This window comes from Streptomyces peucetius (genome assembly GCF_025854275.1).
Classification (GTDB): Bacteria; Actinomycetota; Actinomycetes; order Streptomycetales; family Streptomycetaceae; genus Streptomyces; species Streptomyces peucetius_A.
In genome coordinates this window covers 115623-137952 of the sequence record NZ_CP107567.1, presented here as the reverse complement: position 1 = coordinate 137952, position 22330 = coordinate 115623, and the positions used below count along the sequence as shown (strand labels likewise).

At 69.9% G+C, this 22330-nt stretch carries 16 protein-coding genes and 7 pseudogenes; 10 read left to right on the top strand and 13 right to left on the bottom strand.

Annotation, left to right across the window (positions count from 1 at the left end):
- Positions 1-421: 421 nt before the first annotated feature.
- A complete protein-coding gene (locus tag OGH68_RS00650; RefSeq protein ID WP_264241277.1) occupies positions 422-1048 on the bottom strand; it encodes a hypothetical protein in 627 nt (208 codons plus the stop codon).
- 19 nt (positions 1049-1067) lie between these two features.
- On the bottom strand, positions 1068-2066 hold the full coding sequence (locus OGH68_RS00645; RefSeq protein WP_264241276.1) for an inorganic phosphate transporter: 999 nt from the start codon (positions 2064-2066) through the stop codon (positions 1068-1070).
- Between the two features lie 261 nt (positions 2067-2327).
- Here OGH68_RS00645 and OGH68_RS00635 point away from each other — a divergent pair, with 261 nt between their 5' ends.
- Positions 2328-2621, top strand: a complete 294-nt coding sequence (locus OGH68_RS00635; protein ID WP_264250451.1) for a hypothetical protein — start codon at positions 2328-2330, stop codon at positions 2619-2621.
- Between the two features lie 174 nt (positions 2622-2795).
- Here the strand turns inward: OGH68_RS00635 and OGH68_RS00630 are convergent, their stop codons facing one another.
- Both OGH68_RS00630 and OGH68_RS00625 read right to left on the bottom strand, forming a co-directional pair.
- Positions 2796-4256: a SulP family inorganic anion transporter gene (locus OGH68_RS00630; protein ID WP_264241275.1), complete on the bottom strand. Its 1461-nt coding sequence runs from the start codon at positions 4254-4256 to the stop codon at positions 2796-2798.
- A gap of 14 nt (positions 4257-4270) precedes the next feature.
- On the bottom strand, positions 4271-4852 hold the full coding sequence (locus tag OGH68_RS00625) for a carbonic anhydrase (protein ID WP_264241274.1): 582 nt from the start codon (positions 4850-4852) through the stop codon (positions 4271-4273).
- Positions 4853-5914: 1062 nt separating this feature from the next.
- Here OGH68_RS00625 and OGH68_RS36300 point away from each other — a divergent pair.
- Positions 5915-6649 (top strand): methyltransferase domain-containing protein, encoded by a 735-nt coding sequence (locus OGH68_RS36300; RefSeq protein WP_413470910.1) that lies wholly within the window; start codon positions 5915-5917, stop codon positions 6647-6649.
- Here the strand turns inward: OGH68_RS36300 and OGH68_RS00615 are convergent.
- Positions 6531-7574, bottom strand: coding sequence for an ABC transporter ATP-binding protein (locus OGH68_RS00615; protein WP_264241272.1), 1044 nt, complete (start codon positions 7572-7574; stop codon positions 6531-6533). The genes OGH68_RS36300 and OGH68_RS00615 overlap by 119 nt on opposite strands.
- A 13-nt stretch (positions 7575-7587) precedes the next feature.
- Here OGH68_RS00615 and OGH68_RS00610 point away from each other — a divergent pair.
- Positions 7588-8730: pseudogene (locus OGH68_RS00610) on the top strand (PLP-dependent aminotransferase family protein); the annotation flags it as partial.
- A 302-nt stretch (positions 8731-9032) separates the two neighbouring features.
- Here OGH68_RS00610 and OGH68_RS00605 read toward each other — a convergent pair.
- Entirely contained in the window at positions 9033-9743 is a 711-nt protein-coding gene (locus tag OGH68_RS00605; RefSeq protein ID WP_264241271.1) for an AAA family ATPase, read from the bottom strand.
- Between the two features lie 93 nt (positions 9744-9836).
- On the opposite strand from OGH68_RS00605, the pseudogene OGH68_RS00600 reads away from it, so the two are divergent.
- Positions 9837-10075: pseudogene (locus tag OGH68_RS00600) on the top strand (transcriptional regulator); the annotation flags it as partial.
- A gap of 207 nt (positions 10076-10282) precedes the next feature.
- Entirely contained in the window at positions 10283-11653 is a 1371-nt protein-coding gene (locus OGH68_RS00595; RefSeq protein ID WP_264241270.1) for a wax ester/triacylglycerol synthase family O-acyltransferase, read from the top strand.
- A gap of 47 nt (positions 11654-11700) precedes the next feature.
- Here OGH68_RS00595 and OGH68_RS00590 read toward each other — a convergent pair.
- A pseudogene (locus OGH68_RS00590) lies at positions 11701-12218 on the bottom strand (zinc-binding dehydrogenase); the annotation flags it as partial.
- Between the two features lie 40 nt (positions 12219-12258).
- A pseudogene (locus tag OGH68_RS00585) lies at positions 12259-12467 on the bottom strand (ABC transporter permease subunit); the annotation flags it as partial.
- Positions 12468-12715: 248 nt separating this feature from the next.
- On the opposite strand from OGH68_RS00585, the pseudogene OGH68_RS00580 reads away from it, so the two are divergent.
- Positions 12716-12880 (top strand): annotated as a pseudogene (locus OGH68_RS00580) (VWA domain-containing protein); the annotation flags it as partial.
- Between the two features lie 142 nt (positions 12881-13022).
- Here the strand turns inward: OGH68_RS00580 and OGH68_RS00575 are convergent.
- From OGH68_RS00575 to OGH68_RS00555, 4 genes and pseudogenes are all read right to left on the bottom strand, one after another.
- Positions 13023-13693, bottom strand: a pseudogene (locus OGH68_RS00575) (response regulator).
- Positions 13690-14184, bottom strand: a complete 495-nt coding sequence (locus tag OGH68_RS00570; protein WP_264241269.1) for a sensor histidine kinase — start codon at positions 14182-14184, stop codon at positions 13690-13692. Before OGH68_RS00570 ends, OGH68_RS00575 begins: the two are co-directional and overlap by 4 nt.
- Positions 14185-14381: 197 nt before the next feature.
- A complete protein-coding gene (locus OGH68_RS36295; RefSeq protein ID WP_413470909.1) occupies positions 14382-15347 on the bottom strand; it encodes a hypothetical protein in 966 nt (321 codons plus the stop codon).
- Positions 15348-15705: 358 nt separating this feature from the next.
- Positions 15706-16983 (bottom strand): ABC transporter substrate-binding protein, encoded by a 1278-nt coding sequence (locus OGH68_RS00555; protein ID WP_264241267.1) that lies wholly within the window; start codon positions 16981-16983, stop codon positions 15706-15708.
- A 244-nt stretch (positions 16984-17227) separates the two neighbouring features.
- On the opposite strand from OGH68_RS00555, the gene OGH68_RS00550 reads away from it, so the two are divergent.
- The 4 genes and pseudogenes from OGH68_RS00550 to OGH68_RS00535 all read left to right on the top strand — a co-directional run.
- Complete coding sequence (locus tag OGH68_RS00550) at positions 17228-17734, top strand: PadR family transcriptional regulator (protein WP_264241266.1); 507 nt, start codon at positions 17228-17230, stop codon at positions 17732-17734.
- Entirely contained in the window at positions 17731-18543 is an 813-nt protein-coding gene (locus tag OGH68_RS00545; RefSeq protein WP_264241265.1) for an ABC transporter ATP-binding protein, read from the top strand. Before OGH68_RS00550 ends, OGH68_RS00545 begins: the two co-directional genes overlap by 4 nt.
- Before the next feature lie 3 nt (positions 18544-18546).
- Complete coding sequence (locus OGH68_RS00540) at positions 18547-20853, top strand: ABC transporter permease (protein WP_264241264.1); 2307 nt, start codon at positions 18547-18549, stop codon at positions 20851-20853.
- Between the two features lie 217 nt (positions 20854-21070).
- Positions 21071-21366: pseudogene (locus OGH68_RS00535) on the top strand (IS1380 family transposase); the annotation flags it as partial.
- A gap of 80 nt (positions 21367-21446) precedes the next feature.
- Here OGH68_RS00535 and OGH68_RS00530 read toward each other — a convergent pair.
- Positions 21447-21848, bottom strand: coding sequence for an ATP-binding protein (locus tag OGH68_RS00530; RefSeq protein WP_264241263.1), 402 nt, complete (start codon positions 21846-21848; stop codon positions 21447-21449).
- Positions 21849-22330 lie beyond the last annotated feature (482 nt).

The following is a 22330-nucleotide window of genomic DNA, read 5'->3' as shown; positions in this document are numbered from 1 at the left end:
AAGCGGCAGGAGTTGAGCAGTTCCGGAGGACGCGCGGATCGCGCCTGGCGAGGCGGCTCATGAAGCGGCCGACAGGGGCGAGACAGTCACCGCCTTCCGGACTGGGAGGGCGTGACGCCGGCCCGGTCTGGCGGGTCAGTATCCTCGGCGTGGCCGACGAGGAGGCGCCGGTCCACGGTGCTGGACGCCAGGACATGAACCTTCTGCCGGGTGAGTCCTTCGTCGCGGAGGCAGTCGACGTCGGGGCCGAAAGGGTCGTAGCCTCGGCGCCGGGCGCGGCGACGGCCGCGGCCACAGCACCCGCCCCATCCGCACCTTCCTCCACTGTCTGTGTTCCGCAGTGCTGACCGCCACGGCGCCAGGTCGGCGGCCATGGCCACGGCCGTTTGGTTCGGTGCGGGCGTGTCGCAGACAGCGCCGGTCACCGGGAAGGTGACGGAGCCGTTCGATGGGCAGATCCGGTCGAAGCCGCGTTCGTGGTGCGTCGGGCCTGTGCGACGGCTTGGTGCAGGAGTTCTGACAGGCGTTGGTCGGCGTCGGGTGTGGTGACCAGGACGTGCAAGGCGTGTTCGAGGTGGCGGTGACCGGGGCCGTGCCACCACAGCAGGTCGGCGATGCGGGGCGACACCTGCCAGGTAGGGGCATGGGCGAGCCGGCGCGCCCGCCGGTGGCAGGCCGTGCTGTGTCGCTTCAGGCGCCGGGAGGCGGGCCGTACGCGGCGGGCGGCGTCCACCACCGTGCCGACGAGCAGCGGTCCGTAGGCCCGGTCGGCGGGGTTGGCGTCGGCAAGGTCGGCGGCCAGTGGCCACAGGGCTCGGCGGGTACCGTCGCTGACGGTGTCGTTGACGGCGCGGGTGAGCGCGGCGAGCACGGGGTGGGTGCCGGGCGGGCTGTCGGTGAAGCTGCCCGTGGCCAGCATCGAGGCGGTCTCCATCAGGCAGGCGCCGTCGTCGGGGTGCAGGTGTGTGAAGCGTCCGGGCGTGGGAAGGCCGTCGGGGATTCCCACGTGAGGTGGCCTGTCCGGCTGCGGGGTGAGTGGGGTGGGCATGATCGGCTCCGGATCGGGTTCACAGTTCGGTAGTGGCGTGCAGGATCAGGTAGAGGGCGGCGGCGGGGAGTCCGGCTCCGGGGAATGTGAGGACCCACGCTGTGAAGATCGAGCGAGCCACCTGCCAGCGGACGGCCGACAGGCGCCGGGTCGCGCCGACGCCCAGGATCGATGCGGTGATCGTCTGTGTGGTGGAAATCGGGGCTTCGAAGACGAACGCGGTGGTGTAGAGGACGCCCGTGGCGGCGGACTCGGCGGCGAAGCCGCGTGGCGGATCCAGGTGGACGATGCGCCGTCCGAGGGTGGTGATGATGCGGCGTCCGCCGCTGTAGGTGCCGGCGGCCATCGCGGCGGCCACGGCCACGATCACCCACAGCGGCACTGAGAAATCGTCCTGCCAGCCCGCCGTGACCAGTGCCAGCACGATCACACCCATGGTCTTCTGTGCGTCCTGCAGTCCGTGGCCCAGGGCCATGCCGGCGGCCGAGACGGTCTGCGCCATGCGGAAGCGGCGGGTCGTGGGGCGGGGGGCGGCATGGCGGAACATCCACAGGATGAGCGTGTGCAGGGTGTAGCCGAGGGCCACCCCGACCAGCGGGGACAGCAGCATGGGCAGCAGGACCTTGCCCAGGATCCCGGGCCAGTTGACGGTCGCGGCGGCGGCGAGGGCGGCGCCGACCAGTCCGCCGATCAGGGCATGGGAGGAGGAGGTCGGCAGCCCTTTCCACCAGGTGAAGACGTTCCAGCCGATCGCGCCGATGAGCGCGCTCATCACCAGCAGCAGGCCAGAGAGCCCCTCGGGGGCGCCGATGATGCCGCTGCCGACGGTCTTGGCGACCTCGGTGCCCAGGAAGGCGCCGAGGAAGTTCATTACGGCGGCCATGGCCAGCGCGATGCGGGGGGTGAGAGCCCTGGTGGAGATGGAAGTGGCGATCGCGTTCGCGGCGTCGTGGAAGCCGTTGGTGAAGTCAAACGTCAGTCCCACGATGATGATCAGCACCACCAGTGTGAGCTCCACGGTCGGATCACCTTTCATCACGCACGCGATCAGGGCGTCGGCGAGCCGTGGGCGCACCCTCAACCTGCCTTGTCAATCCTGCCGTGCGGCACCGCGCGGCGCTTGGCGCGACACCCTGCCGAAGCGGTGGAGGGTCGAACAGACCTACGGGATCCTGATACCGCACCGGCGTTTGGTCCGCGACTACGAGCACCGCCTCTCCTCCTCCGCCTTCCGCGTCTACTGGGCCTCCGCGCACAGATCGACGACCTGCAGAACCAGGTGCGGCCGAGACCCGCCTGGAGCAGCTCGCGATCACCCGCAAGAGACCGTTACCGGCCCCGCCGACCGGCTCCCGGCCCGCAAACCGGACCTGCCGAGCACCCGGACTACCCCCGCATCCTCGCCGCCTTCGACCACGCGACCGGGCCGCTACGGGCCAAAGACGTCGGCGAAGCCCTCGGCCACGAACTGCTGCCGAGGAACGCCGAAGGCGCCCGCGCAAAGCTGGAACGCCTGGTCGAACTCGGGATACTCACCGAGGCCGACACCGGCAACTTCGCCAGGAAGCCATAGCCGACGGAACCCCACCAGCGACCTTGCTCCAAGCTCAACCGGAGACGGGCATCACCTTACGAACCGCCCTCTGAGAGAGCCGGCAGGTGAGATCCCTACCGGCTACTCGCTGGCGTGGGGCTGGCAGGCCGGGCGGTACGCGTGTGGTGTGCACCGCCCGGCCGCCGGCCGATGTCAGGTGTTCGTCGTGACCTTCACGGGATCGGTGTCGGGTGAGCTGTGCCGCTCGGCCCAGGTTTCCAGGGCCATACGGCAGGCGTGGTCGAGGTGGTGCAGCCTGGAGAGGTTCAACTCGATCGGGCGGTCCTGGGGCAGGGCCTCCAGGTGGTCGAGGATCTTCGGCAGCCTGAGGAAGGTGGCGTTGCCCGACAGGTAGACCTGGATGGGTCCGGCGCCCTTGTCTATGACCTCCGTCTTGAGGTGTGAGGCCTCCCAGGCGGTCTTGGCGACCGACAGGGCCAGGCCGATCAGCACGCCCTCGAACATGTTGACTGCGACGATGGAGACGGCGGTGACGACGAGGATCAGTGCCTCGCCGCGGTGGCCCCGCCACAGGGAGACGATCCCGCGGAAGGGGATCAGCTTCCAGCCCGCGTGGACGAGGATGCTGGCCAGGGCGGGGATCGGGATCAGGGCCAGGGCCCATGGCATCGCGGTGGCGAACAGCAGCAGCCACACGCCGTGCAGCACACGCGATGCCTTGGTCTTCGCGCCCGCGTTGACGTTGGCGGAGCTGCGTACGATCACCGCGGTCATCGGCAGTGCGCCGAGTAGACCGCAGACCGTGTTGCCCGCGCCCTGGGCGACCATCTCCTTGTTGTATTCGGTGCGCGGTCCGTCGTGCAGCCGGTCCACGGCCGCCGCGCTGAAGAGGCTCTCCGCCGAGGCGATCAGGGCGAAGGCGACGATTGTGCCCCAGATGGCCGGGTTGGCCAGCGCACCGAACGCGTCGGCCCCCGGCGGCTGGATGACGCCGAGCAGGCCCTCGACCTGGACGGTGGCGACCGGCAGGCTGAGGGCGAGGGTGGCGAGCGTGGCCAGGACCACCGCGGCGAGGGCGCCGGGTACGGACTGCACGGCCTTGGGCATTTTCTTCCACAGCACGATGACGGCGATGGTGCCCGCGCCGATGGCGAGGGAGGCCAGCGCCTCGGTGTTGCCGTGCGCTTCGGCGAACGCCCCGGGCAGGCCCGCGATCTTGCCGATGCCGGTCTCCGGGGCCTTCAGGCTCGCTGCCGCGTAGATCTGCCCGGCGATGATCACCAGACCGATGCCGCAGAGCATGCCTTCGACGACGGATACCGAGATCGCCCTGAACCAGCGGCCGATCTTGAGGAAGCCCATGGCGAGCTGGAGCAGACCGGCGATCAGCACGATCAGGCCGAGCGTGGCCACTCCGAACTCGCTGACGGCCTCGAAGACCAGGACGGTCAGGCCCGCGGCCGGCCCTGAGACCTGAAGGCTGCTGCCGCGCATGAGCCCGGTGACGAGTCCGCCCACGATGCCGGTGATCAGGCCGAGTTCGGCGGGGACGCCGGAGGCGACCGCCACGCCGACGCACAGCGGCACGGCGACCAGGAAGACGACGATGGAGGCGAGGAAGTCCTGCCTCAGGTAAGGGAACTTGGACAGCATGGTCTCCGGTCCCCTCAGAGCGTCTCGAACGTGTCGGAGTCCGCGCGGTGCGTCCGCACGATGCCGGTGTGGACCTCGTAGTACCAGCCGTGCGTCTGGAGTTCACCCGACTGAAGGCGCTTGTTGACGCCCGGGTACGACCGCAGTCGCAGCAACTGGGCGAGGACGTGGTTCTGGACGGCTTCGGCGACGGTCGGGTCGGCCGTGTCGGAGCACTTGGGCTCGTCGGCGGCATTCGTCAGCCAGTCCCGCACGGCCGGTACAGCGCTGAGGTCGTCGCCGCGCACGAGCGCGCCGATGGCGCCGCAGTGGGAGTGGCCGCAGACCACGATGTCGCTGACCCCGAGGACCTCCACGGCGTACTCGATGGTGGCGGCCTCACTGGTGGGGTGCTCGGAGGCGTACGGCGGGACGATGTTGCCCGCGGTGCGCAGCTCGAAAAGCTCGCCGGGGCGGGCGCCCGTGATCAGGGCCGGTACGACCCGGGAGTCGGAGCAGGTGATGAACAGGACCTGCGGGGACTGTCCTTTGGCCAGTTCGGCGAACTCCTCAGGGCGCTGTCCGAACATGCGGGCGTTGTCGATGAGGGGCTGCATTTGTGGTGACTCCTCCTGGCGCGCCGCTGTGGCGCGTCGGTGTGGTTTACATGACAGAGGTGGGGGCTGCTCTGCTCTCAGCAGCGGAAGACCTGAAGCGCGGCCGGGGCGTGGGGCGTCGATGATCTCGACGTGCGCTGATGAGCTGTGCCGGGTATGGCCGGCCCGTGCGCGGGGTCCCGGGTGAGCGGTGGTCGGTCGGGCGCCTGGGGCCCGGAGCCGGCGAGGCGTTGACGATCACGGGTGCCGAGCGGTCCGGCCGGGTCCCCGTGGCCCGATGGAACGCAGCGGCGGGACGTGAGGGTTTCGTCGCGCAGTGCCTTCCCGAGGAGTTTGATTCCGGGCTGTGCTTTGGCCTTTGCCTGACTGACTGTGTGCGCGTGTGCGAAGGACGTGCCGGGTGTGAAGTGCTCAAGGGCGAGCAGGACGGCGGCGAGGGTGGAAATCGCGATCCGGGCCGTCGTACCTCGGAACATTCGCCCCCTCCAGGCCGTTCATCGCTACTTGCACGTGCCAAAGAATGGTCAATGGCCAGTCAAGAAACAGCTTAACTCGGCAAAGTCGTTTGCAGGGTTAACTGAACGTTTCCGGCTGAAGAGAGCCGGAAAACCGAAGTAGGGATGGCGCGAACCTGCCCTTGCCGGCAGGAGTTCGATCGGTTGAGGGACCGGCTCTCCGATGTTGGCGCGACCGGTGCGGCACGCACGCCCTTCGTGAGGCCGCACCGGATGCGCCGGTCCGGAGGCCATGGCCCGGAGCGCCCGCGCGGGGGAGCGCATCCATCTGTCCGTCGAGCCCGGCGGCGAATCGCGCTCCCGACTTCCGCATCGAAAATCTGACCGGTGCGCGCGCCGCCAACGGCGCACCGATGGTCACGGCCCGAGTGAAGAACACCGGCGCCCGGGCCCTTGACCTCGCGGGCAAACTCACCCGGGCAAACGGGCCAGGCGGCGCGTCCGGCAGGAACGCGACGGCATCCTCGGGGCTGTCCAGTCCCGCAGCGGAGACAGCAGTGGCCTCACCCTCCGCTTCGACCACCGCACACCCGGCCTGAACCACCTCGTGTGGACGTCCAACGCCCGCGCCCGCCGCTTCGAGCCGGACTGGCAGCGCTTCATCACCGCCCACCACCAGGCGCACCCCGGTATCACCGAACGGCCCTTCTCCCTGGCCGACGCCTCTCCGTACGCCTGGTTGGCCGAACCGCTGCACGATGCACGCGGCACGGTCCTCGACCTGGCCTGCGGTTCGGCCGCCACCCGCGAGGAGCTGCCGAACGTCGACTGGGTCGGGATCGACCTGTCGGCGGCGGAACTCGCCGAAGCGGCGCGCCGGGGCCGCGGACCGCTGGTCCGGGCCGGCGCGGACGCGCTCCCGGCCGCCTCCGCGAGCGTTGCGGCCGTATGCGCGGCGATGTGCCTGCCGGTCGTCACCCCCTGCCGCGGGTTCTCGGGGCGATCCGGCGCGTGCTGCGACCCGGAGGCACGCTCACGGCGCTGGTGCCCGCACAGTCCGGGCTCTTCCCGTCCGGCATGCTCGGCTGCCACCGCTGTGGCCGGAGCAGGTCCCGAGCCGGGAACCGTTCCGGCCCCGTCCGGCCGCATACGCCGCGACGTCACCGCGGAGGGAGCACGAAGCGTTCCAGGGCCGTGCCGCGGCGCCAGCCTGTCGATGACCTCTACGAGTGGAGTACGAGGCGGCCATCCGCATAGGGGAGTGCCTTGGCGCGCGGAAGATGCACCAGGAACTCGTCGACGCCCGGAATTCCGTTTTCCCGTGGCACCTTCGCCCGCATGAGCTGGCCGGCCACGTCCATCTCGAGCACCCGCTGCGGTCCGTGGTCCCGGACGTCCCGAAGCCTGGCGGGAAACGCATTGGGCCCCGGTTCCGCGACGATTTGGACGTACTCGGGCCGGATTCCCACCTGGCACTCGGTGGTGCTCTCGGGAATGTCCCACGCCATGGTCAGGGCCCGGCCCCCAAGGCTGACTCTTCCCTGGGCCCGGTCCAGGGTCAGGAAGTTCATTGCCGGCGATCCGATGAAGTAGCCGACGTACGTGGACGAGTGGGCCTCGAAGAGCTGCTCCGGGGTGCCCTGCTGCATGGCTCGGCCGTCCTTCATGACCAGCACTTCCTGAGCGATGCTCATGGCTTCGTACTGGTCGTGGGTCACGTAGATCACTGTGGGCCGGAACTGCTCGGTGATCTCACGGATCTTGCGCCGCAGCGAGTGCTTCAGCTGAGGATCGATGACCGTCAGCGGCTCGTCCATCAGTACGGCCGCCACGTCGTCGCGGACAAGGCCACGGCCGAGCGAGATGAGCTGCTTGTCGTCGGCGGTGAGCCGCCGGGCGGGCTGTTCGAGCCGGCCGTCCAGGTCCAGTGCCTCGGCGACCTGATGGACTTTGGCATCGATCCTTGCCTTGTCCCACCTGCGGCACTGCAGAGGGAAGGCGAGGTTCTCGTACACCGTCATCGACTGGTAGATGACGGGGAACTGGAACACCTGGGCGATGTTGCGGGTTTTCGTGGGCAGGGCCGTGACGTCCGCTCCGTCGAAGAGGATTTGGCCCTGTGACGGCCTGACCAGGCCGGAGAGGATGTTCAGCAGTGTGGTCTTGCCGCAGCCCGAGGGCCCGACCAACGCGTAGGTCTTGCCGGCCTCGAAGACCCATGGCACTTCCAGGGACCGGGACCTCGCGGTTTTCGGCTCACCGGTCACCGAGAAGACTGCACCTGGCACGCTGTTCGTCGGCGAACCGGGCGCCGATGTCTTCGACGTGCTGCGTGCCACCCCTGCCCGCATCGACTTCACCCCCGGCCCGCCCGATCTGACCGTGTTCCCCCGAGCGGCCTGGCTGAGAGCGGAACGATCCGTGCTCACCGAACTGTCCGCCGAGAACCTCAGCTACGGCGACCCTCGCGGCACCCTGCAGCTGCGCAGTGCCATCGCCGGCTGGCTGGCACGCAGCCGCGGCATCCGGACCGACCCGGACGAGGTGTTGGTCGTCGCCGGTACCGCGCAAGCGCTCACCCTGCTCCTCCCGGTGCTGCGGGCGGATGGCATCGACGGCGTCGCAGTCGAGGACCCAGGCTCACTCGGCATCCGCCAGCATCTGCGGAACGGAGCCGTGGCCACCCCACCGGTGCCCCTCGACGGCGACGGTGTGCGCGTAGAGGCACTACGCGCCACCGGCGCTCGCGCCGTACTGCTCACGCCCGCCCACCAATTCCCCACCGGCGTGGTGACCAGCGGCGAACGCCGCCGCGAACTGCTGCGCTGGGCCCAGGACGGCGGACTGATCCTGGAGGACGACTACGATGCAGAACACCGCTACGACCGGCCGCCGGTACCCGCGCTACGCGCGCTGCTTGCCGACCATGTGTGCTACATGGGCAGCGTGTCCAAACTGCTCGCACCCGCGCTGCGCATCGGCTGGGTGATACCGCCGCGCCGCCACCGAGATGCCCTGATCGACACAAAACGCTTCACAGACCTGGGCAACGCCGTGCTGCCCCAACTGGTGCTGGCCCGCCTGATGGAATGCGGCGACCTGGAACGGCACCTGCGGCTGCTGCGCGGCCGTCACCGGCGACGCCGCGACGCGATGATCAAAGCCATGGCCGAGCACCTGCCGGGCGCGGTAGTCCACGGCGCAGCAGCCGGTCTGCACCTGACTGTCACCTACAGGGGAGAAATACCCGACACCGAGCTTGCCACCGCAGCGCTCGCCCGGGGCGTGAAGTGCCAGCCGTTGTCGTGGCACCGGCAGCTCCCCGGACCGCCCGGCCTCGTCCTCGGCTATGCGGCCACCCCGGCCGGCGCCATCGCCGAAGGAGTGGCGATGCTCGGCGAGGCGCTACTTGAACTGGCCTGACGCAGGCAAACTCCGGCACCGGTATGGAGCCCCTGATGACGCTTGCTCAGTCACCGGCCCGGGCTGCGGTTTCTGGTGACAGGTCGGGATTACAGGACCCCGATGGCACCGCAGGCACGATGGTCGAACGCCACGTCACCCGCCTGCGGCACGCCCTGGGCCACCGGCGAGGGCGGCCATGTCATTCCTCGGCGCACAACTCACCCGGCGCTGGGGACTCGTCAGAAGCGCAGCGCACCCGGCGCCGCTCCCACGCTCGCCGGCCGAGGATGTCCGCACCAGCATAGTTGCGGGGACGTCGCCTACGGTTCGACGATGTGCCGCAGATAGACGTGCGGGTCGGCGAGATAGCGGCGCCAGTGATCCACGACGCCGAGCTCCCGCCAGGCGACCCTCCGCATGCCGTGCTCGCCGACCTCGATGATGTCCGCACCGGGCAGGGCGGTCAGCAACGGGGAGTGCGTGGCACAGATGACCTGGCCGCCCTCCTTGGTCAACCGGTCGATGTGCCCGATCAGTTCGAGGCACGAGGAGAAGGAGAGCGCCGCCTCGGGCTCGTCGAGAACATAGAGCCCGGCGTGAAGGAACTTCCCGCGGAACGCCACGAGAAAGCCCTCACCATGGCTGACCGAGTCCGGTGAGAACCCTTCCCTGCCCAGGGCGTCCAGCGCGGTCTCGGCCCGCAGGAAGAAGCCCTTGCGTGCCGACCAGCTGGTGACCATGCGGCGCCCGCGCGGAGCCGCGTCGAACTTCATCCGCTCGCCGAGCGTCGACTTGCCGCGCGGGGAGGCGTAGCGCCAGTCGTGCGAGCCGCCGTAGGAGTCCAGACCGAATCCCTCCGCCAGCGCCTCGACCAGGGTCGACTTTCCCGAGCCGTTCTCACCGACCAGGAAGGTCACTGGTGCGGTGAAGCGCAGCCCTTCGTTGAGCAGCTGCCGGACGCAGGGCACCGACCAGGGCCAGGTGTCCTCGTCGTACGAGGAGAGATGGGCATACGCACGTTCGACAATCACTTGACCAGTGTCGCCCAGGACTCGGAAGGCGCATGTGCCCCGGGTAGCCGAAGCCGGCACCTCGTGCTCCTTGTTGCCGTGCTGACAAGGATCAAGCCCATCGCCCGCGCGACCGCCGGTAACGGCGCCGGCACACCGATCCCGGCGGTGCGCATGCCCTACCGGGTCTCCGCGAAGGACCCCGAGGTAGTGCGGATCACTGCCGACACCAGGACCTGCGACTGCAGTTGGTACCCCGAGCTGGAATGGTTCTCCGGAGCCGCACGGGCACCGTCCGTGTCGACGACCCCGGCCGTCCGCCCCGCACCAGCGCTATCGAGGGTCTGACCCGTGCGAGTACGACTACGCCCCCGCTGGTCGCCCCACGCGGACTGAACGCCCTTGTGGTCGCACGGCACCACATGGCGCGAGTCCCAGCCCGGGCCAGTCCTGGTCTGATGGTCGGGACCGTTAACTGGCTGTGAACAGATCGTACTTGACTGTAATCGACCGGAAGATGTTGACTGCGACTCCCGGCCTCCCAGAGACATGAGGACCATGTGAGCTCTGAGCTTCTCGCCCCGCTGGACCTGGCGTTCTGGCATCTGGAATCGGCCGGTCACCCCATGCACCTCGGCGCCCTCGCCTTCTTCGGCCCCCGGCCCGGCGGCGGGGGTGCCGACGGCGTTCTCGACCTGCTGGCGGAGCGCGCCGCCGCCATTCCGCGGTTCAGGATGCGGGTGCGCGACGTCCTGGTCCCCGTCGGCGGAGCCACCTGGAGTACCGCCAAGGACTTCGACGTGCGCCGCCACGTCCAGGACGTGTGCCTGACCGGCGACGACTTCACCGGAGAGGTCACCGCGGCAGCCGGTGAGCTGATGGAGCGTCCGCTCGAACGTGGTCTGCCCCCGTGGGAGATGTACCTCCTGCGCGGCCCCCGAGACGGGGGCTTCGCCGTCCTCGTCAAACTCCACCACGCCCTCGCCGACGGCATGCGCGCCATCGCCATCGGCGCGGGCATCTTCGACGAGATCGCCGACGCCCGCCGCACCGGGACACGCCGCGCGCGCCCCGTGCCCCCGCGCTCCTGGCTCGCCGGACCCCGGATGCTCGCCGACCTCGCCCAGAGCCGTATCGAGGAACTGGGCCGCGCCATCGGCGTCGGGGCCTCCGTCGTACGGGCCAGCCGGCTCGACCCGCCCTGGCTGCCCGCCCTGACCGCGGCCCCGAGCGGCACCCGACGGCTCGGCACCGCGGTGCTGCAGCTGGACGACGTACAGCAGGTGCGGCGCGTTGCGGGCGGCACCGCAAACGACGTCCTGCTCGCCGTCGTCGCCGGCGCGCTCCGGCGCTGGATGCATGAGCGCGGCGAACGGCTGCCCGCCACGGGCCCCCGAGCCCTCGTACCGGTCTCGCGGCGCCGCCCCGGCAGCCCGCCCGGTGCAGGCAACAAGCTGTCCGCCTACCTGGTCGAGCTGCCCGTCGCCGAGCCCGACCCCCTGGCGCGCGTCGCCTCCATCCGCGACGCCATGGACCGCAACAAAGCGGCGGGGCCGACGCGCGGTGCCGGAGCCGTCGCACTGCTGGCCGACCAACTTCCATACGTGGCCCACCGGTTCGGTGCTCCGCTCGCGGGCGGCGCCGCCCGGATCCTCTTCGACGTCCTCGTCACGAGCGTGCCGCTGCCTCGCTCGACCCTGTCCCTCGGCGGCTGCCCCCTGCGCGAGATCTACCCGATGGCGCCGCTCGCCCGGGGGCAGTCGCTGGCGGTGGCCATGTCGTCGTACGCCGGTCAGGTGCACATGGGGCTGGTGGCTGACGGCAAGGCACTGCCCGACCTCGACCGTCTGGCGCGCGCCACGCGGGAGGAGCTGGCTGCCTTGCGGGACGTCGACGGCAGCGCCGCAGCTCGACAGGGCGCGGCGCGATAGATCGGACAGATGACTGGCCTGCTCCCGAACGAGCACGCCGTCGCGGCTCAGGGTTCCACCCCGATCTTGCGGCCCCGGCCCGCCTGGAAGCGCTTGATGGCCTGAGGATACTGCTCGAGCGGTAGCCGGTCGCTGATGAACACCGCGGGGTCGAGTGCTCCGGCGGCGAACAGGGCGGCTGCGCGCTCGTAGCTGTGGAGGACGGCCATGGAGCCGGAGATGGTGATCTCCTGGTTGCAGATGCGGTAGGGCTCGACGACGGCGGTCGCCGCGTAGTCGGAGACACCGAACTGGAGGAACGGGCCGCCCTTGGCGACCCGGCCGAGCCCGTCCTGGATGGCCTTGGCGTTGCAGGTCGCGTCGATGACGACGCCCCAGCCCCCGGGGCGGTCGAGCTCGTCGGCGGGCGCCGCCGCGTCGGTGCAGCCGAGGGGCCCGGCCGTGGCGAGCCGTTCCGGGTTGACGTCGAGGACGTCGGCCGACGCCGCGCCGGTGCGTTTGGCAAGTTCGACACCATCAGGCCCATGGCGCCGGAGCCGTAGATCAGGACCTCGGCTCCGAGGTGCTCAGCACGTCATGGCCGCCCAGCGGTCGCACAGGTTGCCAGGGAGGTCGGCGGTGCCCAGCCCGCCCGAGGTGATCGTGAACACCACGTCGAAGTTCTGCACGAGGTACACCGAGCCGAGCAGGATGCCGAGTCGGAGGTAACGACGCAGGCGGGGCGGCGTCAGACAGCGGAAGCTCTGCCATGCGCCTGTTCCGTCCAGCCGGGGGCTGCCTCCATCATCTCCGCGGGCCTGCTCTGCAGCCCGGCCGGAGAGCGGCGAGAGGACGTTGAGCATCGCTGCATCGGCCTGGTTCCGGGCCCACGGGTTGTAGGGCTGGGGGACGGTGCCGGCGATGAGCGGGCGTGCGGGCCGCCGTCAGTAGACGGCCGAAACTTCCACCGTCCGCGGACGCACACAGCAGGATCCGGTCGATCTCCGCCTCCATGCGAAACAGTTCGACTTCTACAGCAGCGACGCTGCCTTCGACAACGCGCCGCTTGCCGAGGTGCCGCACTACTCCAAGGGCGTCGTTGCCGACGTGGTCGAGCAACAGGCGGCCGTTGCGGCGCAGTTGGACGACGATGGCGGGATGCGGGCCTGGACCTTCGCCGCATCCCGCCCGGCTGCCGGCCTGCGTGTGGCGGAGCTGCCGGAATGGCTGGACCTGCATGCCCGTGTGGCCAGGCGAGTCTGGCTGTCCAGCACCCGACCCGGATACCAGCAGGACGCGCCGGGCCTGTCGAGCTGGGACGAGCCGTCCTAGTCGGCTGCGATGTCGCAAGGCCCGGCGCACAGAGGAGATCTTCGAGGGGAGCCCCCTGTCAGTGACCGACGTCGTGGCCGCCGGCTTCGACGAGTCCGCTCTCATAGGAGAAGATCACGATCTGGATGCGGTCGCGCAGACCGAGTTTGGTGAGGATGCTCGACACATGCGATTTGACGGTCGCGGCACCAATGAAGAGCTGCTCGGCGATCTCTGAGTTGCTCGCGCCCCGCGCGACGGCGACGACGATCTCGCGCTCGCGGCCGGTGAGTCGCTTCAGGAGGCCCGCCACGGTGGTGTTGACGACGTGCCGCTCGGCGAACTGGTCGATGAGGCGCCGGGTGATGGACGGTGCCAGCAGCGCACCACCCTCCGCGACGGTGTGCACGGCGGTGGCGAGCTGCTCCGGCGGAATGTCCTTGAGGACGAACGCGCTGGCGCCGGCGCGCAGCGCCTCGTAGACGTATTCGTCCGGGTCGAACGTGGTCAGGATCAGCACCCGCACGTCCAATCCGCCTCCCGCAGGATCCGGGAGGTCGCTTCGAGACCGTCCATCTCGGGCATGCGGATGTCCATGAGGATCACGTCCGGACGATGTCGGCGTGCGGCCTCGATCACCTCGAGCCCGGTCCCGGCCACGACCTCGATGTCGTCGTGGATCCGCAGAATCATGGTGAAGCCCCGGCGGACCAGCGCCTGGTCGTCGGCGACGACGACGCGGATGCTCACGCGGGCTCCTCTCCAGTGGGCAGATGGGCGGTCAGCCGGAATCCGCCACCGGGCCGCGGCCCCGCATCGAGTCTGCCGCCGAGCAGGATGGCTCTCTCCCGCATGCCGACGATCCCATGGCCGCCCACACTCTCGCGGGCAGCGCTCGACACGGCCTGGACGGCGGCGCCTCGGCCGTCGTCGAGCACCTCGGCGGTGATGCCGCGGCCGCACTTCTCGCGCCGGAGGTTCACCTCGGTGTGCGTCCGCGGCTCACTGTGCTTGAGCACGTTGGTGAGCGCCTCCTGGACGATGCGATACACCGACAGCTCCACGCGGGCCGGCAGAGGAGTCTGGATCCCGTCGGTGACGGAGACGTCCAGCCCGGCCTCACGGATCTGCTCGACGAGCCGGGGCAGATCTGTCAGACCGGGCTGGGGACCGAGTTCGTCGCGCTCGTGACCGGCGTGTGCAGCACACGCAACACCCGGCCGGGCCGCCGCCTGGCACAACTTGCACCGTCTGCACAGCAGCCTCGTCTACCGCATCCCGCCGAGTAGGAGACGGCACTCGCAGCCTGAGCACCACACCAAAGGTGTCCGTCGGAACGGAACAAGCTCACACGCTCAAGGTTCGCTGCCACAGGTCATGGGTGTCCTCTGAGAACGAACGCCGAGTCATACCAATGAAGCTTGCGTGCGCAAGCCCATCAGGAGTGTGGTGTGGCTCCGCGATGCCTGTGCTCACGGGTGGCCACGCCCTCGGGTACCACCGGGTCCTGGCCATCGGCCATGCGTCGGGTCAGCTCGCGCAGTCCGACCTGGACATCCCGAGCCCACCGCACTCGCTCGGTCAATTCCTCGTCAGGCAGACTGCGCACGTCCAGCACGTAGACCGCCTGCCACATCTGCCCGGCGACATAGGACTGCACCTGCCACATGCGCTTGAGATCCAGCCTTCCGGCCGCCTCGTTGGCCTCCCGGCCGACGTCGAGTAGCTCCTTGATCAGGTGTGCAGAGTTCGAGGAGTTGGCGCCGGACGTCTGTGCAGCTCGGGCGCTGTTCAGGAGTTCGATGTCGCGCCGCCATCGCTTGTCCGTGAACCGGCGGTAGACCCCGCCGATCACAGGCGTCCACCGCAGTCGCTTGCGAAAACCTTCCTGGCGTCGAACCGCTGCCAGGAGCCGACGATCGGCGCCCTCCGGAAAGAACCACACATTGGACACTTCGGCCCCCCTCCGCAGCCCGGACACGGGCTCACCCAGTATGCAGGGAAAGGTCAGCGAACCGCTCCGGGTTTGCCAGAAGCTGGTGATTGCGTCCGGCGCCCGTACCGCCTGCTGGTCGGGGGTCGTGGTGTCGATCTTCTTGCCCGCACTGCTCCGGACAGGCCCGACGCACTTGCCGGCCGGGGCATCCTCGGCCGCGCGCGGACCGGGTCGGGCAAGACCCTCGCCTCCGGGCCGGCCGTGCTCGCCCGTACGACAGGCCGGGGCCGCCGAGCCGAAGCAGCCGCGCGGGCCGGTCCTCGTGCCGACCCGCGAACTGGCGCAGCGGGTGAGCGACGCGCCGGTCCCGTAAGCCCAGGCGCTGAAGCTGCGGCTGGCGACAGTGGTCGGCGGGTTGTCGATCGGGCGGCAGGCGACGGAACCGCCGGCCGGCGCCGACGGGGTCATCGCGACTCCGGGGCGTCCGACCGGCCCGGTAGCGCGCCGGGACTGGCACCGGGACCACGTGCGGATCACGATGCTGGAGCCCGGATCACCCGCGGCGGACGCCGCCTCCACCTGTGAGTCTCCGCAACCTGGCCCTGGCGACACGAGCTGACCACGCAGTCGCCCGCCACGCGGCCCTGCCACGGCCGTCCACCCCACTCGCGACACCCCCCGCCCGCCCACGACCCGAGGAATCCTGGAGCCCCCGCCCCAAGCGTCGGCCCCCCGCCACGGCACTCGGCGACCGGCCACCGAAATCACCCGGCCACCGCGATCAGGTCCAGCTCAACCATCCGAAGCGAAACAGGGAGGTCAGGGGTCAGCGCCGGCGGGCGATGGCCTCGAGTTCCCGCTTCAGCCGGGCGATGGCCTCCTCGGCCGTATCGCGCTGGGCCATGGCGTCGTGGACGACGGCCTGGATCACGAGGGTCACCTGGTCGTACTGCGGGCTCTTGGGCCGCGGCGTCGCCGCCAGCACGGCCTCCCGGAGCGTGGGCAGGTAGGGGAACTGCCGCACCAGCGACGGGTCGTTGTAGAGGTCGGCCCGTACCGGTGGCAGGCCGCCGTCGATGAGGACCTGCCGCTGCACCTTCTGGCTGGTCAGGTAGACCAGGAGATCGGTTGCAGAGTCACGGTGACGGGAGTCCGCGTTGATCGCGAGATTGGAGCCGCCGAGGATGCCCGCTGCATTCCCGCCCAGTCCCGGCAGCGGAGTCACACCGAACTTGCCTGCGACCTTGGAGTCCTTGCCGCCGGCCAGGGCGTGCACGTAGGGCCAGTTGCGCAGGAAGAGGAGGTGACCGTCCTGGAAGGCCTTGCGGGACTCCTCCTCCTTGTAGGTGAGTGCCTTCTTGGGGATCCAGCCGTCGCGGACACCCCGGGTCAGGAGTTCCAGGCCCTGGCGTGCGGCGGGAGAGTCGACAGTCACCCGCCTGCCGTCGTCGACGAGGATGGTGCCGCCTGTGGACTGCACGGCCTCCGCAGCGTTCACCGTGAGCCCCTCGTAGGGAAGGAACTGCCCGGCATAGCCGTCCAGGCCGTACTTCGGTGCCACCGTCTTGGCCAGTCGCTCAAGCTCGGCCCACGTGCGCGGCGGTTTCTCCCCCTCTTTCTCCAGCACGTCCTTGCGGTAGTAGAGGAGGCCGGCGTTGGTGACATAGGGCAGCGCATAGAGGCGGCCGTCGAACGTGGCGGTCTGCACCACCGGCGGGAGGAACTGCTTGATCGGGAAACGGTCGGCGTTCAGCGGGGAGATCCAGCCTGCCGCGGCGAATTCCGAGGTCCAGGCCACATCGATGTTGAGCACGTCGTAGCGGGCGCTGCCGGATCGCAGACTGGTGGCCATCTGGGCCCGGACCTCGTCGGCTGCCTCCGGGAGTTCGACGAGGGTGACCTTCTCGCCGGGGTGGGCTTGGTTCCAGTCCTTCAAGACCCCTTCCAGGTATCCGGTGAGGTCCTCGCCGGTTACCAGGGTCAAGGGTCCTCTCCTGGCAGCGGTCTCGTCGGTCCCGCAACTCGCGGCGCTGAGGCTGACGAAGCCGGCGCAGATCAGCGCAGCGACGAGGAGTCCCCGGCTGGCGGTTCCTGTCCACCGCATGGCTCCTCCTGATTGCAGCGATGCCAACTCGCCGGGCGGCCGTGCCCTGGATATCCGTTGGGTAGTGGAATGCTGACGGCGTGGAGGCGGGTGCAGTGATACAGCTCGTCAGGCAGACGTACGCTGGATACCCGTTAGGTAAGCGGAATGCTCGACTGTGCGGATAGGTCCGTAGGCTTCGGCCGCACGCCGGGTTATGGGGCACCCGCGGCAAATCCTACGCCGGGAAGGGAGGCGGGCGAACGTGCGTCTCCACCTTCTGGCTCTCCTGGCGAAGGGGCCGGCCCACGGCTACGAGCTCAAGCAGGCGCTGGAGAGTCTGCTGGGCGCCGCGTACCCTCAGCCGAATATCGGGCAGATCTACGTCACCCTCGGCAGACTGGAGAAGTCGGGGCTCATCGAGGGCGAGGACGTCACCCAGGAGAACCGCCCGAACAAGCGCATCTACCGGCTCACCCCGGCGGGGCGTAAGGCGGTAGCAGCCTGGTTCGAGAAGCCCACCGACGAGCCGCGGGTGCGGGACGAGTTTTTCATGAAGCTCGCCCTGGCGCCGGACTCGGGAGTGGCCGACCAGATCACGCTGATCAACCAGCAGCGCCGCCACTACCTCAACACCATGCGTGATCTGTCGAAGCTGGCAGCGACCGAGGACCGGGACAACCGGCTCGCGCAACTGCTCATCGAAGGGGCGATGCTGCACCTGCAGGCGGACCTCGACTGGTTGGAGCGCTGTCAGGAGGAGCTGGAATGAATCGCGAGGCGTCTTCCGGGAGCGGCGCCGACGAGACCGTCTCCCCGAGCGGCGGGAAGGAATCCACCGAGGCCGAGCCTCTTCTGCGGGCAGAGGGCCTGGTCAAAACGCACCAGACCGAGGGCGCCGCAGTCAGGGCCGTGCGCGGGGTCGATATGGGTGTGGGGCGCGGCGAGTTCCTCGCGGTGACCGGCCCCTCCGGAGCGGGCAAGTCGACGCTCCTCCACCTCCTCGGCGGACTCGACCGGCCCGACAGCGGGCGCATCTGGCTCGACGGCCGGCGGGTCGACGGCTACAGCGAGGCCCGCTGGGCCGTGCTGCGCCGACGCAGCATCGGCATCGTCTTCCAGTTCTTCAACCTGGTCTCCCACCTGACGGTGGCGGACAACGTCGATCTGCCCGCGCTGCTGGCCGGCAAGACGGCGCGGCACGCACGGGAGGATCGCGCCGAGCTCCTCGCCGAGCTCGGCCTGGAGGGCAAGGAGAACAGCATGCCCGGCGAGCTCTCCGGTGGCGAGCAGCAGCGCGTCGCTCTTGCCCGCGCCCTGGTCAACCACCCCGCCCTGCTCCTCGCCGACGAGCCCGCCGGCAGTCTGGACAGCAAAGGCACCCGCGAAGTCCTGCGGCTGCTCTCCCGCTTCCATCAGCGCGGTCAGACCATCGTGCTCGTCACCCACGACGCTCGGATGGCAAGCGCCGCGGATCGGGTCATCAGCCTCTTCGACGGCCGGATCGTCGACGACACCGTACTCGGCCGCGAAGGCCCGCGCCGTGGCGGTGTGTCCGGAACGCTGGAACTCGGGGGCTGAACTATGCGTGCCGTGGCGCTGTGGGTGCGGGCCGATCTGCGGGTGCGTCGCGGCGAGGCGCTGTTCCTGGTCCTGGCGACCGCCGGGATCATCGTCTCCCTGCTGCTCGCCGGGGCGTTCCTCACCTATGCGGCCAACCCGTGGCAGCGGGTGTTCACCCAGTCCTCCGGCGCGCACGTGTGGATCCAGACGAAAGCAGGTTCCGACCCCAAGGAGCTGGCCGTGCTCGATGGAGTGCGGGCCACGTCGGGACCGTTCCTCATCGGCCCTGGTACCGCCGACCTCGCCGGGAGCAGAGCGGCGGTGCAGCTGCGCGCCGCCACCTCGACTCCGCCGGAGGTGGCCAGGCCGCTGATCACCTCCGGGCGCTGGCTGGCCTCCGGGGCCGGCGACGAAGTGGTTCTGGAGAGCTCACTGGCCCGGGCGCTGTGGGCCGAGCCCGGCGACCGGCTGCATGTGCGCGGGGACGGCGCAGCCGCCGCCACCCTGCGCATCATCGGCATCGCAGACACGGCGGAGCCCCCGTACGAGCCGGGAGAAGTGCGCGGCGTGGCATGGGTGCCCACGGCCACGTTCTTGCGGCTCGAGCCCGGCGAGCGTCATGAACAGGTCATCGGCCTGCGGCTCGCCGATCCGGAGCACACTGGTTTCGCCGTCCAGCGTGCGGTGACCGAGCTCGGCGCCGACCAGATCTCCGGGATTTCCACCTGGCAGGAGGCCCGAGCCGCCGCCCAGGGAAGCGATCGCCTGCTCGGACTGCTCCTGGGCGTCTTCGGCCTGGGAGCTCTGCTGGCCGCAGGATTCGCCGTGGCGGGCGCTGTCAGCACCAGAATCCGCAGTTCGCTGCGCGACATCGCCGTACTGAAAGCCATCGGCTTCACGCCCGCGCAGCTGATCCGAATGTTCCTGGCCGAGTATGTGACGCTCGCGCTGCTGGGCATCGCCGCCGGGACGCTCCTGACCGAGCTGCTCGGCGCCCAGCTGCCCGGCCGGGCCGGCGACGCGGTGCAGCTCTGGCAGGCCCTGCCCGGACACATCTGGGTGCCTGCGGGGATTGCGGTGGGTGCGATCCTCCTGATCGCCGCAACGACCAGCTCTGCGGCCTGGCGGGCAGGCCGCGTATCGCCCGTACCCGTCGCACGAGCCACCGTCCCCGCCACCCGGCGGATGTCCGGCACCACCCGTCGGGCTCTGCGCCTGCGCCTGCCGCCCGCCCTGGTCCTCGGCTGGCGCGGCGCCTTCCAATATCCCCTGCGGGCCTGCGCGGCGGTCGCCCGGCTGGCCGTGCCCATCGTGCTGATCACGATCGCCCTGGGTACCTGGTCCACCCTCGACCGGCTCGACAGCGCCCCACAGGACGTCGGGATCGCCGCCGCCCTCACCGCCCGCGGCGAGGACCTCGACGACACCTCCCTGCGGAGGTTGGCGACTGCGGACCCCGCCGTCACCGCGACCTATCCCGGCGCCGACGTCGCGGCGCTGGTGCCCGGCCAGACCGGCACGATCACACTCCGGGGCCTGGGCACCACGGCCCACCCTTATCCCTTTGCCGTGGCCGAAGGCCGCCCGCCCGACGGCCCCGACGAGGCCGTCGCCGGGCAAGGGCTGCTGGACCTGCTCGGTGTCGAAGTGGGCGACTGGGTCCGCATGACCGTCCGAGGCGCCCCACAGATCCTGCACATCGTCGGCCGCATCGTCGAGCCCGAGGACAACGGACGGGTGATCTCCACTTCCCTGGACACTCTGCGCGAGCGCGACCCCGCACTCCAGCCGGACTTCTACTCCCTCCTCCTCAAGCCCGGAGCCGACCCCTCCGAGGTCGGTGACCGACTGTCGGACCGAGCGTCGGGACGGCTGGACATCCGCGAGAGTGCCAACGCCGCCGACGAGCTCTCCTCCGTACGCCCGGTGATCGCCGGACTGATCGGCGTGCTGGCGCTGATCGGGCTGGCGGAACTGTCGACCACCATCGCCGCCGGCGTACGGGACCGACGGCGTGACCTGCTGGCCCTGAAAGCCATCGGACTGACACCCCGCCAGATCGTCGCGGTGATTGTGGCAGGCACCGGTTTCATCGCCCTGGCAGCCGCCCTGGTCGGTACCGGCCTGGGGCTCCTGGCCTCCCAATGGCTCATCGATCTCCAGGCCGCCTCCAGCGGCATCGGCGCGGGCATCGCCCAGCTCCCGCCGCCCGGCGCTCTCATCCTCCTCGTCGCGGCGGCAGTCACCGGAGCGGTCGCCGTCTCGCTGCTGCCCGCCCTGCGGGCCGTCCGGCACCGTCTCGCGGACACCCTCAGCGACACGCTGTAACAGACCGCACGCGCAGAGCGTGACGCCGGAACGACCGGAGCGACCGTTGCCTTCGGTCGGGCTGGTCCGCACGCCGGTGGCGCGAAAGTGCCTTCCCGAGCTGGGCGCTGAACTTGCCGAGGGTTTGATCGTCGTCGGCGGAAGGCGCTTTCTGCAAGCAGGTTGTTCGGTCCCCGGTCCAGGCTCGTGGTGTCCGTGACCGGACGGGGGCGGGTGTGCCAGGGGACGGTTGCCGGCGGATCTCGCCGATGCAACCGGGCTGACCAGTGCCTGCTCGAGCTCGTTGCGGCGGCTGAGGCCGCGCGGTACCGGCCACGACCTGGGCCGGATCGCACTGATTTCGCGGTGGTGATCGCCGACGGCGGTGCGACCGTCACGGACACGGCCGTCCTGCGCGACCAGAGCGACGTGTTCGGCGCGGTGGCCTCCACACCAACGGCGTGGCGGCTGCTCGCCGACATGGACGAAGCCGTCCCGCTGCAATCGGCAAGGGCCCAGGCCAAGGAAGTGGCTGCAGACTGCTGAGAACGGCGAGGTCGTAACGTGGATGCGGGCACACGGACGTCGCGGGCAGGGCCGGGAAATGAGTACCTTTACACGGCCCGGGGCACGTCCCCGGCGACGGTCCGGGTGACGCGCAGTCCGACGCCGCAGCGCCAGCTGTCGGGTTGGGTACGGATGTCGGTCCACTCGGCCAGACACTCGACGATCCCCAGCCCGCGCCCGTGTTCCTGGTCGGCGTAGGTTCCGCGGGGGCGGGGCAGGTTGGTGGAGAGCCCGGTGTCGACGACGTCGATGGCCAGATCCTGAGCCGTGAGCGACACACTCACCGTCATCTCGGAACCGCCGTGCTGCGCGGCATTGCCGGCCAGTTCACTGACCACCAGGACAGCGCTGTCCCGGTCCGGACCGGTCACACCCCAGCACTTCAGGAGGCCGGAGACGAAAGCCCGGACGGTGCGGACCCGGCAGGTCTCCGCGGGGAGGGCGATCATCGCCCGCCGGAACGTGTCCTTTTCCCGCCCGGCCGGAACCGCAGGCGACGCGGGCGGGGCAACACGCGTGCGCCCCGGCAGGGGGCGGAGCCCGCTTGATGTGATCGTTGAACCGACCTGGGTGGAAAACATGACATGCCTCGCTGACCTCAGCCATCCGGGCGGACCCGACACGCGTCCCCGCGTGACACCGCTCGGCAGTATCAGGCACGAGCGCCAGGAGAACTCCCGGCCGGCTGGCGATCAGCCGATCATCTCGTGCGGGTCAAGCTGTTCTAGATACATGTTATGTATGGCATGCAGGGAAAGTCAACGTATCACCGAGGAAACCAGCAGGAGACAGACAGCAGCATCCACCTGCAGGCCAAACACGGTTAAGTAAACCGATAGGTATCCGGGCCGCCCTCTCCGAAGGGCAGGCCACAACCGGGCGGACTGGGTCCCCGACCCCCGGAGGCTGGGTCCGACTGACCAGGACCGCA